12 protein-coding genes are annotated in these 15,086 nt (G+C 62.2%); 1 reads left to right on the forward strand and 11 read right to left on the reverse strand.

What is annotated here, in order from left to right; genetic code table 11:
* Positions 1-89: 89 nt before the first annotated feature.
* Complete coding sequence (locus K5K89_RS26655) at positions 90-1,352, reverse strand: aspartate aminotransferase family protein (RefSeq protein WP_222540535.1); 1,263 nt, start codon at positions 1,350-1,352, stop codon at positions 90-92.
* Positions 1,353-1,561: 209 nt separating this feature from the next.
* Between K5K89_RS26655 and K5K89_RS26660 the strand changes: the two genes are divergently transcribed.
* Positions 1,562-2,461 (forward strand): LysR family transcriptional regulator, encoded by a 900-nt coding sequence (locus K5K89_RS26660; protein WP_071490257.1) that lies wholly within the window; start codon positions 1,562-1,564, stop codon positions 2,459-2,461.
* Between the two features lie 226 nt (positions 2,462-2,687).
* Here K5K89_RS26660 and K5K89_RS26665 read toward each other — a convergent pair whose 3' ends face one another.
* The 10 genes from K5K89_RS26665 to bioB all read right to left on the reverse strand — a co-directional run bounded on the left by K5K89_RS26665 (position 2,688) and on the right by bioB (position 15,027).
* Positions 2,688-4,466, reverse strand: coding sequence for an acyl-CoA dehydrogenase C-terminal domain-containing protein (locus K5K89_RS26665; RefSeq protein WP_222540536.1), 1,779 nt, complete (start codon positions 4,464-4,466; stop codon positions 2,688-2,690).
* Positions 4,467-4,589: 123 nt separating this feature from the next.
* The gene (locus K5K89_RS26670) at positions 4,590-6,359 is read right to left on the reverse strand and encodes an acyl-CoA dehydrogenase C-terminal domain-containing protein (RefSeq protein ID WP_071490259.1); all 1,770 of its coding nucleotides are present in this window, start codon (positions 6,357-6,359) and stop codon (positions 4,590-4,592) included.
* 90 nt (positions 6,360-6,449) lie between these two features.
* Positions 6,450-7,739, reverse strand: coding sequence for a sensor domain-containing diguanylate cyclase (locus K5K89_RS26675; RefSeq protein WP_071490260.1), 1,290 nt, complete (start codon positions 7,737-7,739; stop codon positions 6,450-6,452).
* A 208-nt stretch (positions 7,740-7,947) separates the two neighbouring features.
* Complete coding sequence (locus K5K89_RS26680; protein ID WP_222540537.1) at positions 7,948-9,753, reverse strand: phenylacyl-CoA dehydrogenase; 1,806 nt, start codon at positions 9,751-9,753, stop codon at positions 7,948-7,950.
* A gap of 328 nt (positions 9,754-10,081) precedes the next feature.
* Positions 10,082-10,363 carry a hypothetical protein gene (locus tag K5K89_RS26685; RefSeq protein ID WP_058426691.1) on the reverse strand — a complete coding sequence of 94 codons (282 nt, stop codon included), beginning with the start codon at positions 10,361-10,363 and terminating at the stop codon, positions 10,082-10,084.
* Positions 10,364-10,469: 106 nt separating this feature from the next.
* Positions 10,470-11,150: a dethiobiotin synthase gene (gene bioD, locus K5K89_RS26690; protein ID WP_071490262.1), complete on the reverse strand. Its 681-nt coding sequence runs from the start codon at positions 11,148-11,150 to the stop codon at positions 10,470-10,472.
* Positions 11,147-11,959, reverse strand: a complete 813-nt coding sequence (bioC, locus tag K5K89_RS26695) for a malonyl-ACP O-methyltransferase BioC (RefSeq protein ID WP_071490263.1) — start codon at positions 11,957-11,959, stop codon at positions 11,147-11,149. The genes bioD and bioC overlap by 4 nt, the downstream gene beginning before the upstream one ends.
* Positions 11,952-12,683 (reverse strand): alpha/beta fold hydrolase, encoded by a 732-nt coding sequence (locus K5K89_RS26700; RefSeq protein WP_222540538.1) that lies wholly within the window; start codon positions 12,681-12,683, stop codon positions 11,952-11,954. Before K5K89_RS26700 ends, bioC begins: the two co-directional genes overlap by 8 nt.
* On the reverse strand, positions 12,676-13,857 hold the full coding sequence (gene bioF, locus K5K89_RS26705; RefSeq protein WP_222540539.1) for an 8-amino-7-oxononanoate synthase: 1,182 nt from the start codon (positions 13,855-13,857) through the stop codon (positions 12,676-12,678). Before bioF ends, K5K89_RS26700 begins: the two co-directional genes overlap by 8 nt.
* 114 nt (positions 13,858-13,971) lie before the next feature.
* A complete protein-coding gene (bioB, locus tag K5K89_RS26710) occupies positions 13,972-15,027 on the reverse strand; it encodes a biotin synthase BioB (RefSeq protein WP_058426686.1) in 1,056 nt (351 codons plus the stop codon).
* Positions 15,028-15,086: the final 59 nt, after the last annotated feature.

Genomic DNA, 15,086 nt, shown 5'->3' on the forward strand with positions numbered 1-15,086 from the left:
GTTGGGCCATCCAGGCAAAAAAACGCCCCCAGCCAAAAGAATCAGGCCGGAGGCGTCGCGTAGACCGCGAGACGGTTCAGGAATAGGGGTTAAACAGCGATGCCCTTGCGGCATTGCAGTTGTGCGGTACGCACGCGGGAGAAGGCACGGGCCAGGCGCAGGAGCATTTCGTCGATGTTGCTTTTGCTCACCGTGAGGGCCGGGGTGAAGCGCAGGCAGCCGGGCTGTGGGGCGTTGAGGATCAGGCCTTCGTGCAGGGCCGCTTTTACCACCGCATCCGCAGAATCATCCGACAGCGCCAGGCCCCACATCAGGCCGTGGCCGCGCAGCGGGCCGTGGTCGTAGCGATAGGCCAGGCGGGCAAGGCCTTCGCCGAGGTAAAGGCCGGACTCACGCACCTGTTCCAGAAAGCCGTGCTCCAGCACCGTATCGAATACCGCCAGCCCGGCCGATGCCATCAGCGCATTGCCGTGATGGGTGCCTTCCAGCTCGCCCACTTCAAAACAGCAGGCTTTACCACGCGCCAGCAGCGCCGCAAGGGGCACACCGCCGCCCAGGCCTTTGCCCAGGGTGATGATGTCCGCACGTACGCCGTATTGCTGTTCGGCGAGCAAGGTGCCGCAGCGGCCTATGCCGGTTTGCACCTCGTCGAGTATCAGCAGGATCCCCAGTTCACGGCACAGCCGCTCGACCCCTTTGAGATAGTGCTCCGTCGCGGGGATCACTCCGGCCTCGCCCTGGATCGGCTCCAGCAGGATGGCGACGGTCTGCGCGTCGACCGCGGCATGCAGGGCCGGCAGGTCGTTGAAGGGCACATGGCTGAAGCCCGGCAGTTGCGGTTCGAAGCGATTGGTACTCTCGCCCGCCGACGCCGACATCGCCGCAAAACTGCGACCATGGCAACCACCGCTCGCGCTGATGATGCGGTAAGCGCCACCACGATGCAGTTGGCCCCATTTGCGCGCCAACTTGATCGCGGCTTCAACGGCCTCCGCGCCGCTGTTGAGCAGGTAGGCCTGGTCACTGCCGGTGCGATGGCACAGGCGCTCGGCGAGGTTGAGTTGAGCGCGGTTATGCAAGCCGTTGCCTGGGTTGATCAGCGCCTGAGTCTGGTCGGCCAGTGCCTTGATCAACACCTGTGGGCTGTGGCCGAGGCTGTTGGCTGCGTTGCCCTGGCTGAAATCCAGGTAGGCCCGGTCGTCACTGTCCCAGAGCCAGGAACCCTGGCCGCGCACGAACACTTGCGGCGGCCGTGCGACGGAGGGCATCAGGGATTCGTTGGGAGGATTATCGCTGGGTGTCTCCAGAACTAAATCGTCCAGGCTCGGCGCGGGGCGACGGAATAGATTCATGGCTCGCCCCCAATAGCAACTGGGCCTTGGTCGGTGCGAGGTGCCAACATTGCCTTGAGGTTTTTTGCCTTGCCTATGTAAACGCCATCAATATAAACGCTGTTCATTGCCCGATACGGCCCTGTAAGCCCTGCGAATAGGCGCTAGACTAGGCGTCTCGGGGGCCAGCGGCCATTTCGATTTTCCAGCTTTTTCGATAAGTAAGCCTTATGGATTTCAAGCAACTGCGTTATTTCGTCGCGGTGTATGAGGAGGGCCATGTAGGCCGTGCTGCGGAGCGTCTGTCGATCTCCCAGCCGGCGCTGTCCCAGCAGATTCGCCAGTTGGAGCAGAACCTGGATGTGAGCCTGTTCGAACGCAGCAGCAAGCGCCTGCTACCGACACTGGCGGCGCATACGCTGTACAACCACGCCTTGCCGCTGATTGATGGCATGCAACAGGCAGTTGAGGCCCTGCGCAACTTCAAGGGCCAGGCGATGCGCACGCTGGCCATCGGCGTGCTGCAAACCGTGCACACCAGCCTGGTCCCGCAGATGCTCGAGCGCGTGCGCAAGGCCCAGCCGCATTTGGTGGTGCAGATCTACGAATTGACCGGGCTCGAAATTGAGCGGCGGCTACTCAACGGCTCGCTGGATATCGGCATCAGTTACCTGCCGCCACGCCAGCCGGGGTTGCACGGCGTGTTGTTGTACGAAGATGAGTTGAAGGTGGTCATCCCCGAAGACCATCCCTTGCGGGAATTCAAGAAAGTCTCACTGAAGCAGGCGGCGGAGTTGCCGATGTTGCTGTTGGGGGAAGAGTTTCAGGTGCGGCAGATCTGGCAGGGCCAGCTGTCCAACCTCGGGCGACGCCCGCAAGTCCAGGCGGAACTCAACACCATGGTGGGGATCCTCGACAGCCTGCCTCACACAAAACTGGCGACGGTGCTGCCGGGTCGCTCCCAGGATGAACACAACAGTCAGGCGCTGCTTTGGAAGCCCTTGAGTGAACCCAGGGTGCCGCTGAAAGTCGGTTTGGTGTGCCGCGATGTGCAGCGCCAGCAGGCGACGGTGGCGTTGCTGCGCACCTTGCTGGAAGACGTGATGAATGCCCCGCAGGCGCCTGCCTGACTTTTTCGCGGGCAAAAGAAAACCCCGCCGAAGCGGGGCTTTGCAGACTGTTTCCCTGACATCCATTTCACTCCGCCGTCCTGGCAGAATCCTACGTGTCCGTGTTGTTGCTTTGCGCTTCCTGCGCGACGTCCATGTGAAGTAGATTATCCGTGGATCCAATATGGCGATAGAGGACGAATAGCAGCACGTCATGTAAGAGAATGCTTACACGCCCTCCAAGCCCTTAGAACAAGGCTTCATCCAGCAAAAACAGTGATTCGCTACCGGCCTTTACCGACGCACTCAGCGAGTGGATGCGTGGCAACAGGCGCGCAAAGTAGAAACGCGCAGTCCCCAGTTTGCTGGCGTAGAAGTCTTCTTGCGACTCCTTGCCCAACGCGGCCTTGGCCATGCGAGCCCACATATAGGCATACGCCATGTAGCCAAAGGCATGCAGGTACTCCACCGACGCCGCGCCGATTTCATTCGGGTTGGCCTTGGCGCGGTCCAGCACCCAGGCGGTCAGCTCATCCAGGTTGTCCACCGCCACGCCCAGCGGCTTGGTGAATTCGGCCAGCTCGGCACCCGCCGAGGCAATGAACGCGCGGATCTCATCGGCAAACAGGGTGTAGAACGCCCCGCCACTGCCGACGATCTTGCGCCCCATCAGGTCCAGGGCCTGGATGCCGTTGGTGCCTTCGTAAATCTGGGTGATGCGCACATCGCGCACCAGTTGCTCCTGGCCCCACTCACGAATGTAACCGTGGCCGCCAAATACCTGTTGGCCCAGCACAGTGGTTTCCAGGCCCAGGTCGCTCAGGAACGCCTTGGCCACCGGCGTCAGCAGTGCCACCAGGTTATCCGCACGCTCGCGGGCAGCGGCGTCGTCGCTGAACTTGGCGATGTCCAGTTGCGTCGCCACGTAGGTGGAGAACGCACGGCCACCTTCGTTGGCGGCCTTCATGGTGAGCAGCATGCGCCGTACGTCCGGGTGCACGATGATCGGGTCGGCCATTTTGTCTTTGGCCTGGGCGCCGGTCGGTGCACGGCTTTGCAGGCGGTCGCGGGCGTACTCGATAGCGTTCTGATAGGAACGCTCGCCGGACGCCAGGCCCTGGATACCGACACCCAGGCGCTCGTAGTTCATCATGGTGAACATCGCCGCCAGACCACGGTTCGGCTCGCCGACCAGGTAACCCACGGCCTCGTCGAAGTTCATCACGCAGGTCGCCGACGCCTGGATCCCCATCTTGTGCTCGATGGAACCACAGCTCACGGCATTGCGTGCGCCCAGGCTGCCGTCGGTGTTCACCATGAACTTCGGCACCAGGAACAGCGAAATCCCCTTGGGCCCCGCCGGCGCGTCCGGCAGCTTGGCCAGTACCAGGTGGATGATGTTATCGGTGAGGTCGTGTTCACCCCCGGTGATGAAGATCTTGGTGCCGCTGACTGTGTAGGAGCCGTCCGCCTGCGGCTCAGCCTTGGTGCGGATCATCCCCAGGTCGGTCCCGGCGTGGGCCTCGGTCAGGCACATGGAACCAGCCCACTCACCGGAATACATCTTCGGCAGGTAAGCGGCCTTGAGCGCTTCGCTGGCGTGGGTGTTGATCGACACGCAGGCGCCGGAGGTCAGCATCGGGTACAGGCCGAACGCCAGGCTCGACGAGTTGATCATCTCTTCGACCTGGGCCGACACGGCCTTGGGCATGCCCATGCCGCCGAACGCAGGGTCGCCGCCTACACCCACCCAACCGCCTTCAGCGTAGGTTTTGTAGGCTTGCGGAAAACCGTCCGGCGTAAATACCGCTGTGTTATCCCAACGGCAACCTTGTTCATCGCCACCACGGCTGAGCGGGGCGATGGATTTGGCGGTGACCTTGCCGGCTTCTTCAAGGATGGCCTCTACGGTTTCGGCGTCAACGGTGTCTGCCAATGCCGGCAACTGGGCCCAAGTGGTGGCGACCTCAAAGACTTCGTTGAGGACGAAGCGCATATCACGCAGCGGCGCTTTGTAATCAGCCATGGCAAACCTCGTGAGAACGTGAAAAGTAATTCGGTAAGAGTCGGTTTTACAGGCTCAGAGTGTACCCGAACAACTTTTCAGACACATAGGGTCCACTTGTGACTGATTGGTATTTTTAAGTCATCACCACGCAAACGCCTCCGCAGGCAGACTCATCAGGCATTCGCTGCCCGCTTCCACGGCCGCGCGATGGGTAGCCGTACGCGGCAGTAGACGCTTGAAGTAGAACTCGCACGTGGCCAGCTTGGCCTTGGCAAAATCGCCATCTGGCTGTTCAAGGGCAGCGATCGCCATGCGCAGCCACAGGTACGCGAGCACCACGTAACCGCTGTACATCAAGTAATCCACCGCCGCCGCGCCCACTTCATCGGGGTTCTTCATCGCGGCCATGCCGACCTTCGTGGTCAGCTCACCCCATTCCCCGTTCAACTGATTGAGTTGCGCCACATAGCCCTTGAGCTGCGGATGCTCGGCATTCGCGGTACAGAACTTATGCACGATTTTGGTAAACCCACGCAGCAACTTGCCCTGGCTGCCCAGCACCTTGCGCCCCAGCAGGTCGAGGGCCTGGATGCCGTTGGTGCCTTCATAGATCGGCGCAATCCGCGCATCGCGGGCCAGTTGCTCCATGCCCCATTCGCGGATGTAACCGTGGCCACCGAAGATCTGCATGCCGTGGTTGGTCACCTCAAGGCCAGTGTCGGTCATAAAGGCTTTGCAGATGGGCGTGAGGAACGCCAGCAGGTCTTCGGCCTCCTGACGCTGCGCCGCGTCCTTGCTCAGGTGCGCGGTGTCGAGCAATTGTGCGGTGAAGTAGGTCAGCGCACGGTTGCCTTCGTTGAAGGCCTTCATGGTCAGCAGCATGCGGCGCACATCAGGGTGCACGATGATCGGGTCGGCGGCTTTGTCCGGGGCCTTGGCGCCAGTCAGCGAGCGCATTTGCAGACGGTCGTTGGCGTACGTGATCGCGCCCTGGAAGCTCGCCTCGCCATTGCACAGGCCCTGCATGCCGGTGCCCAGGCGCGCATGGTTCATCATGGTGAACATACAGTTGAGGCCCTTGTTCGGCTCACCGATCAGGAAACCCTTGGCGCCATCGAAGTTCAACACACAGGTAGCGGACGCCTTGATGCCCATCTTGTGTTCGATGGAACCACAGTGCACCGCATTGCGCTCGCCTGTGTCGGCATGGAACTTGGGCACGATGAACAGCGAGATGCCCTTGGTGCCCGCCGGCGCATCCGGCAGCTTGGCCAGCACCAGGTGAATGATATTGGCGCTCATGTCGTGCTCGCCGGCCGAGATGAAGATCTTGCTGCCGGTGACCGCATAGCTGCCGTCCGCCTGGGGCACGGCACGAGTCTTGATCAGGCCCAGGTCGGTGCCGCAGTGGGCTTCGGTGAGGCACATGGTGCCAGTCCATTCGCCCGCAGTGAGTTTGGTCAGGAACGTGTCTTTCTGCTCGGCGGTGCCGTGGGCGTGGATCGCCGACATCGCGCCGTGGGTCAGCCCCGGGTACATGCCCCAGGAGGTGTTGCTGGAGCCGATCATCTCGCTCAGCACCAGGCCGAGCGACTGCGGCAAGCCCTGGCCACCGTAGGCCGGGTCCGCTGCCACGCCGTGCCAGCCGCCCTCAACGTACTGGGCGAAGGCTTCCTTGAAGCCCTTGGGCGTGGTGACCACGCCATTGTCGAAATGGCAGCCTTCTTCGTCGCCACTGCGGTTGAGCGGCGCGAGCACGTTCTCGCAGAATTTTGCGCCTTCTTCGAGGATCGCAGCGACCATGTCCGGGCTGGCATCGGTGGCGCCCAATGCGGCGTAGTGGCCGTGGAAATCAAACACGTTGTCGATCAGAAAGCGCATGTCGCGAAGGGGAGCTTTGTACTCAGGCATGGCAATGTCTCCGTCAGCAGATGGTTTCAACCTACCGCCGGCCAACGCCCGGAACAATCACTGTAGAACCGCTGAATACAGCGCCATCACTCAACCGGCAGCGCTCTCCATGCGCACCGCGCCACGCCGGGTCTGCCCGGACGCCACCACGCAGTTGCGCCCCGCGCCCTTGGCGGCGTACAGCGCCTGGTCGGCGGACTTGAGCACTTCCTCGGGCGTGCGCTGCTCGGCCTGGCGTTCGGCCACGCCGATGCTGATGGTCACTGAGACACTGGAGGCGCCGCTGCCTGAACGGCGCTGGCGACCCTGCTGATCGTCCTGGGGGCGGTCCGAATGACGCAGCTTGATGTCGTAGTCGGCGATGATCTCGCGGATCTCCTCCAGGTGCGGCATGCATTCATCCAGGGTCTTGCCGGCGAACACCACGGCGAATTCTTCACCGCCGTAGCGGTACGCACGCCCGCCGCCGTTGACCTTTGACAGCTTGCTCGCCACCAGCCGCAATACCTGGTCGCCCACGTCATGACCATGGGTATCGTTGAAGCGCTTGAAGTGGTCGACGTCGCTCATCGCCAGCACATAGTTGCGCCCCAGCCGCTGCATGCGCTCGTTCAGCGCACGACGCCCCGGCAGGCCGGTCAGCTCATCGCGGAAGGCCATTTGATAAGCCTCGTGGGCCACACCGGCGGCGATCATCAGCATCACCTGGCTGCACATGATATTCAGGGTGAAGGGCAGGATGAACGTCTGCGGCAACATCCAGAACAGGCCGAGCAACCCCACCAGTTGCGCCGCATGCAGCGGGCGCGGCTGGTACCAGTATTGCGCTGCCAGGGTCAGGAAGCCGATCAGGAACATCGGGTAAGACAACTGGATCAGGCTCATCCAAGTACCATGCAGCGCCGGCCAGCGGATCTCCGCCAGCCAGTTCAGCACCGCCTGGGGATAACTCTGCTCCAGCGCCAGCGCTACGCTGCCGACCGCCAGCAACACCGCGCCACGGGCAACGAAGTCACGAAACAGGTGGGTCTTCTCCTGCCACAGAGCGTAGATGCTGAACAACAACGGCAGCAGCAGGCAGCACAGGTGAAACACCACCGCGGCGTCTTCGCGCACGCGGCCATTGTCGCGGTAGAAGTCGGTCTGGGTATCGAGCAGGAAGTAGACGATGTACACCGTGATCATCAGGAACAGTTCACGCTGGCGGCGGTACACCGCGCAGTACGAACCACCGAGCAGCAGCACCAGGGTCGGCAACACATTGAACAGCGAGGTGAAGAAGACGTTGAGGTCCTTGACGTACGCAGCCGAGAGCCCGGCCAGCAAGAGCAGCAACGAAGGGAGAAAGTGACTGAAACGTACAGCGGACACGCGTGACAAGGGTAAAACTCCGACCCGCAAAAAATGATGGCACTGTGCCTTTATGCAGACAGTTAAACACAACCCGTCGAACATGTATCACATTGCCATCACTGTAACGGCAGCCGACAGTAATCCCTGAGTGCTGCGCTGTGGTTTTTTATCGGGTACAAAAAAGCCGCCGCTCCCGCAAGGGAGCGGCGGCTCTGCAAGTGAACCCCGGTAAGGCTTAGTAAGCCAGGCCGAAGTCTTCTTCTTTCATGTCCATGAGATTGTTGGCGCCCGACAGCATGGTGGCTACGTGCGTACGGGTACGCGGCAGGATGCGCTGGAAGTAGAAGCGCGCGGTCTGCAGCTTGGCGGTGTAGAACGCTTCTTCGGTGGTGCCGGCAGCCAGTTTCTCGGCCGCCAGGCGCGCCATGTCCGCCCAGAAGTAAGCCAGGCAGGCGTAACCGGAGTACATCAGGTAGTCCACCGAGGCGGCACCCACTTCTTCACGGTCTTTCATCGCGGCCATGCCGACCTTCATGGTCAACTCGCCCCACTCTTTGTTCAGCGCAGCCAGCGGTGCAACGAATTCTTTGACCGCTTCGTTGCCTTCGTTGGCCTGGCAGAACTTGTGCACGATCTTGGTGAAGCCCTTGAGCGCTTCGCCTTGGGTCATCAGCACTTTACGGCCCAGCAGGTCGAGGGCCTGGATGCCGGTGGTGCCTTCGTACAGCATCGAAATGCGGCTGTCGCGAACGTTCTGCTCCATGCCCCACTCGGCGATGAAACCGTGGCCGCCGTAGATCTGCACACCGTGGTTGGCCGATTCAAAGCCGACTTCGGTCATGAAGGCCTTGGCGATCGGGGTCATGAAGGCCAGCAGGCCGTCCGCCTGTTTCTTGGCTTCGTCGTCGGTGCCGTATTTGACGATGTCCACTTGCTTGGCAGTGAAGTACACCATCGCACGGTTGCCTTCGGCGAAGGCCTTCATGGTCAGCAGCATGCGGCGCACGTCAGGGTGCACGATGATCGGGTCGGCGGCTTTGTCCGGTGCTTTCGGGCCGGTCAGGGAGCGCATTTGCAGACGGTCGCGGGCATATTTCAGGCCGCCCTGGAAACCGATCTCGGCATGGGACAGGCCTTGCAGCGCGGTACCCAGGCGAGCGGTGTTCATGAAGGTGAACATGCAGTTCAGGCCTTTGTTCGCCGGGCCGATCAGGAAACCGGTGGCCGCGTCGAAGTTCATCACGCAGGTGGCGTTGCCGTGGATGCCCATCTTGTGTTCCAGGGAACCACAGCTCACGGCGTTGCGCGCGCCAATCGAGCCATCGGCGTTGGGCAGGAACTTCGGCACGATAAACAGCGAGATGCCTTTGGTGCCGGCCGGTGCGTCCGGCAGGCGGGCCAGTACGATATGGACGATGTTGTCGGCCATGTCGTGTTCACCGGCCGAGATGAAGATCTTGGTGCCGGAGACCTTATAGGAACCATCAGCCTGAGGTTCGGCCTTGGTGCGCAGCATGCCCAGGTCGGTGCCGCAGTGTGGCTCGGTCAGGCACATGGTGCCGGTCCATTCGCCCGACACCAGTTTGGTCAGGTAGGCCTCTCGCTGCTCGGGGGTGCCGTGCTCGGAGATGGTGTTCATCGCACCGTGGGACAGGCCCGGGTACATGCCCCACGACCAGTTGGCGGTGCCGACCATTTCGCTCACGGCCAGGCCCAGGGATTCCGGCAGGCCTTGGCCGCCGTGCGCCACGTCGTGGGCCAGGCTTGGCCAGCCGCCTTCGACGAATTGTTTGTAGGCTTCTTTGAAACCGGTAGGGGTTTTGACGCCCGACTCACTCCAGGTGCAGCCTTCGATGTCGCCCACGCGGTTCAGCGGTGCCAGCACTTGCTCACAGAACTTGGCGCCTTCTTCAAGGATGGCGTCAACCATGTCCGGGGTAGCGTCCTGGCAAGCCGGCAGGCTCTGATAGTGCGCTTCATAGCCAAGCAGTTCGTCACGAACGAAGCGAATATCACGCAAGGGGGCCTTGTAGTCAGGCATAGCGATAAACCTCTGCTGATGTATCTGGAATGAACAACCGCGTGGAAGTGTTGGGGCGGTCAAACAGGTGTTTGAAACATACGTTTACCACTTGGGGATGTCAAGCGTCGTCCCGATGCCGTTTGTCATGACGCGAATCAATGGCGCGCACGGCAACGCTTGCGGCAAGACGCCACATGACTGCGGGAGTGTAGAAGTTCAGAAGGACGGCACAGTAAAAATGTGGGAGGGGGCTTGTCCCCGATAGCGCCATGTCAGCCATACACACATTGGCTGATCCATCACTATCGGGGGCAAGCCCCCTCCCACATTTTTTAGCGCCAGCAGATCAGGCGTAGGTGTCGATCAAGGTGCCGAGCATTTCATCCGAAGCCTTGGCGACTTTGGCGCCGAGCTCCACTTGGAATTTGCCCTGGGCCATTTCAACCATATTGCTGGCGGAGTTGGACGGCTGGGCGCGGTCGTTGGCTTGCAGACGGTCGCTTTGCGCATCCGATGGCTGGGTAGTCGCGGCGCTGGCAATTCTGCCGGCGGCCTGATCGACACGGTTCTGTCCGGACTGAATACTGCTCAGGCCCGAATAAAACGCGCTGCTTCCAGAGATTTCCATGGCGTAAGCCTGCCTTTAGAGAATCGTGAAGTTGAATTGAAGCAGATATCCCGTCAAAGGGCTCGTCAAAAACACTAATGGCATAATGCCTTGTCGATAGCCAAAATCAGTCAAGCAGGTCCAACTGTAAGTACTCGGCAACCGTTTCAGCCCCGGCGTGCTTGAGTTTCGGCACACGCCCCAGGCATGGCGCAGGCAGGCGCTCGGCCAGGGTGGCGAGGTTTTCTTCCAGACGGGAGGTCTTGGGCTCGATGATATTGGCCACCCACCCGGCCAACTGCAGGCCGTCCCGGGCGATGGCTTCGGCGGTCAGCAAGGCATGGCTGATGCAACCCAGGCGCACGCCCACCACCAGGATCACCGGCAACTTCAGCGCCATGGCCAGGTCCGACAGGTTCGCCTGATCGGCCAATGGCACCCGCCAGCCGCCGGCGCCTTCGATCAGGGTGAAATCCGCTTGCCGTGCCAGAATCTGCTGCATGGGCTTCAACAACGATTGCACGGTGAGCGAGAAACCTGCCTCCCGCGCCGCCAGGTGGGGAGCGATGGCCGGTTCGAAGGCCACCGGGTTGACCTCGGCATAACTCAACGGCAACGAGCATTCAGCCAGCAACGCCAGTGCATCGGCGTTGCGCAAGCCCTTGGGCGTGACCTGGCAACCGGAGGCCACCGGCTTGCCAGCCGCGGTGCTTCTACCGGCTTGCCGCGCCGCGTGCAACAGGCCGGCGGCGATGGTGGTCTTACCGACATCGGTGTCGGTACCGGTGATGAAGTAGGCGGCGCTCATAGAGGTTTCTCCAGTACGGCATACACCACTTGGTAAGTCGCCGGCAGGCCTTGGGCCTGGCGGAACCGCTCATACGCGTGCACCAGTGCAACAATCCGCGCGCGCCCCGTCAACCCACCGGGGCGACCGGGGTTGAGGTTATGCGCGCCCAGGGCCTTCAATTCGTGGGTCAGGCTGCGTACATCCGGGTAATGCAACACATGAGGACGGCGCTCCAGGCTCACCACCCGCAGGCCGCTGGCCGCACACAAGTGTTGATACGCCTCGAAGGTGCGGAAGCGATTGACGTGCACCAGGCCATCCGCCGCACGCCAGCTTTCGCGCAGTTCTTCCAGGGTGCCCACGCAGAGACTGGCGAAGGCCAGCACTCCGCCCGGTTGCAACACCCGATAGGCTTCGCTGAGCACCGCCTCGAAATTCGCACACCACTGCACCGCGAGGGAGGAAAACAGCAGCTGCACGCTCTCAGCTTTGAGCGGCAAGCGTTCGGCGTCGCCGGCGATGAAGTGCTCGGCGCCACCCAGGGGGCGTGCGTGGTTGAGCATGCCTTCGGCGATATCCAGCGCGATGCCTTCGCTGGCGGGCCACTGTTCACCCAGCACGCGACTGAAATACCCGGTGCCGCAGCCCATGTCCAACCAGCGTTGCGGCGCGGTATTGGCCGGCAGGCGCGCCAGCAATTGGCTGCCCACCGCCCGCTGCAATTCGGCAACACTGTCGTAACTGGCGGCGGCACGGGAAAAGGACGCCGCCACCTGGCGCTTGTCCGGCAACGCGCCCGGCAGCGGGGCGTGGGATAAATCAGTCATCGACGCACTCATGCAAAAAAGCCTGGATGGCCCCCGCTACACCGTGAGGGTCTTCCAGAAGAAACGCGTGGCCGGCCTGTTCAATCAGGCCGATTTCAACATCCGGCAGCAGGGCCAGCAGGTCGCTGGCGGCTTCGGCGGGTACCAACCCGTCCAGGCCGGCGAACAGGTGCAACTGCGGGCCGCGATAGGCCAATAAGGCTTCACGGGTATCCAACTGGGCGAGTAGCTCAAGGCCGGGCATCAACACACTGGAGGGCGTGTTCGGCGCGCCACTGACCAGCAGGCGCGACAGTCCGCGCGGGTCTTCGGCGCCCTTGGCGCACAACAGGCCGAAGCGCTTGAGGGTGACCTGGGAGTCGGCATGGCAGCCAGCGAGGAACGCGTCGAAGGTCTCGGAGGACATCGCGCTTGGCCAGCCAGCGTGGGCGACGAAACACGGGTTACTCGCCAGGGTCAGCAGGCCACAGCAACGTTCGCCACGCCGCGCCGCCAGCTCCGAAGCCAGCATGCCGCCCAGGGACCAGCCGCCCAGCCAGGCGTTGTCCGGCAGCGTGGCGTCGAGTTCGTCGAGCCACTCATTCAGGTCGCTGGAATCCAGTGCGGGCAACGGTTCGATCTGCACCTGCAGGTGCTCGTCCAAACCTTGCAAGGCGGCGGCCAACGGCTCCAGCGGCGATACACCGAGGCCCCAGCCGGGCAGCAATATCAGTCGATCACGCATGGTTGGGCTCCGAACTGCCTAACAAGCGGAAACACGCTTCCAGTGCGTTTAACAATAGCTGCACCTGCGCCGCGCTGTGGGCCGCCGTCAATGTCACGCGCAGACGCGCACTGCCGGCGGGCACGGTCGGTGGGCGAATAGCTGTGACCATCAGGCCGCGTTCGCGCAGCATCTGCGACAGCCGCATGGCCTTGGCGCTGTCGCCGATCAGGATGGGTTGGATCGGCGTGAAGCTGTCCATCAGGTCCAGCCCAAGCTGCTCGGCGCCCTGGCGGAACTGGCTGATCAGGCGGTTGAGGTGCTCGCGCCGCCAATGCTCAGTGCGCAACAGTTCCAGGCTTTTCAAGGTGGCGCAGGCCAGGGCGGGCGGTTGGCTGGTGGTGTAGATGTAAGGGCGGGCGAACTGGATCAGGCTTTCGATCAGCTCTTCACTGCCGGCCACAAACGCCCCGGCCGTGCCGAACGCCTTGCCGAGGGTGCCGACCAGCACCGGCACGTCGTCCTGGCTCAAGCCGAAATGCTCGACGATCCCGCCGCCGTTGGCGCCCAGGGGGCCAAAACCATGGGCGTCATCCACCATCAACCAGGCGCCTTTGGCCTTGGTTTCGCGGGCCAGCGCGGGCAGGTCGGCCAGGTCGCCGTCCATGCTGAACACACCATCGGTGACCACCAGGGTATTGCCGGTAGCTTTTTCCAGGCGCTTGGCCAGGCTCTGCGCATCGTTATGCAGGTAACGATTGAAACGCGCCCCCGAGAGCAAGCCCGCGTCCAGCAGCGACGCATGGTTGAGACGGTCTTCCAGCACCGTATCGCCCTGCCCCACCAACGCCGTGACCGCGCCGAGGTTGGCCATGTAACCGGTGGTAAACAGCAGCGCACGCGGGCGACCGGTGAGGTCGGCCAGGGCCTCTTCCAGTTCATGGTGCGGCGTGGCATGCCCGACCACCAGGTGCGAAGCGCCGCCGCCCACACCCCAACGGGAGGCACCGGCGCGCCAGGCCTCGATCACTTGCGGGTGATTGGCCAGGCCCAGGTAATCGTTATTGCAGAACGCCAACAGCGGCTGGCCGTCCACCACCACTTCCGGGCCTTGGGGGCTGTCGAGTAGCGGGCGTTGGCGGTAAAGGTGTTCGGCACGACGGGCAGCGAGGCGCGCGGCGAGATCGAAAGACATGCTGGCCTCGATTAAACAGGATGTACGCGCTAAAGAATGTGAAGGGGATCCAGTGTGGGAGGGGGCAAGCCCCCTCCCACACCAGTCCTTTCCCACAGTTGGCTGGCATTTCAATCAAACAACAGCGTTGTAGAACTGCTCGCTGCTCTTCTGCTCCACCAACGCCTGCTCGATTGCCGCCTGATGCACTTCATCGGCATGTTCTTCACGGGCTTCCGGCAGGATGCCCAGGCGCGCGAACAGTTGCATGTCCTTGTCAGCCTGCGGGTTGGCGGTGGTCAGCAACTTGTCGCCGTAGAAGATGGAGTTGGCACCGGCAAAGAACGCCAACGCCTGCATCTGCTCGTTCATCGCCTCACGGCCGGCCGACAGGCGCACGTGGGACTTCGGCATCAGGATGCGCGCCACGGCGAGCATGCGGATGAAGTCGAATGGGTCGATGTCTTCGGCGTTTTCCAGCGGTGTCCCCGCCACCTTCACCAGCATGTTGATCGGCACCGACTCCGGATGCTCCGGCAGGTTGGCCAGCTGGATCAGCAAATTGGCGCGGTCGTCGAGGGACTCGCCCATGCCGAGGATGCCGCCGGAGCAGATCTTCATCCCCGAATCACGTACATAGGCCAGGGTTTGCAGACGCTCGCTGTAGGTGCGGGTGGTGATGATGCTGCCGTAGAACTCCGGCGAGGTGTCGAGGTTGTGGTTGTAATAGTCCAGGCCGGCCTGGGCCAGGGCTTCGGTCTGGTCCTGGTCGAGGCGGCCGAGGGTCATGCAGGTTTCCAGGCCCATGGCCTTTACGCCTTTGACCATCTGCAACACATAGGGCATATCTTTGGCCGACGGGTGTTTCCAGGCGGCACCCATGCAGAAGCGCGTCGAGCCGATGGCTTTGGCGCGGGCAGCCTCTTCGAGGACCTTCTGCACTTCCATCAGCTTCTCTTTTTCCAGCCCGGTGTTGTAGTGGCCCGACTGCGGACAATATTTGCAATCTTCCGGGCAGGCGCCGGTCTTGATCGAGAGCAGCGTCGACACTTGCACACGGTTGGCGTCGAAATGCGCGCGGTGCACGGTCTGCGCCTGGAACAGCAGGTCATTGAACGGCTGCACGAACAGCGCTTTGACTTCGGCGAGGGACCAATCGTGACGCAAGGTGGCGGTGGTGCTGGCGCTCATGGGCGATTCCTTGATTATGCTTTGGCAAGCGCTGCGGGAAGGGCAATACCCACAGGCAC

The organism is Pseudomonas sp. DR208, from assembly GCF_019823005.1.
In the GTDB taxonomy this organism is placed as follows: Bacteria; Pseudomonadota; Gammaproteobacteria; order Pseudomonadales; family Pseudomonadaceae; genus Aquipseudomonas; species Aquipseudomonas extremorientalis.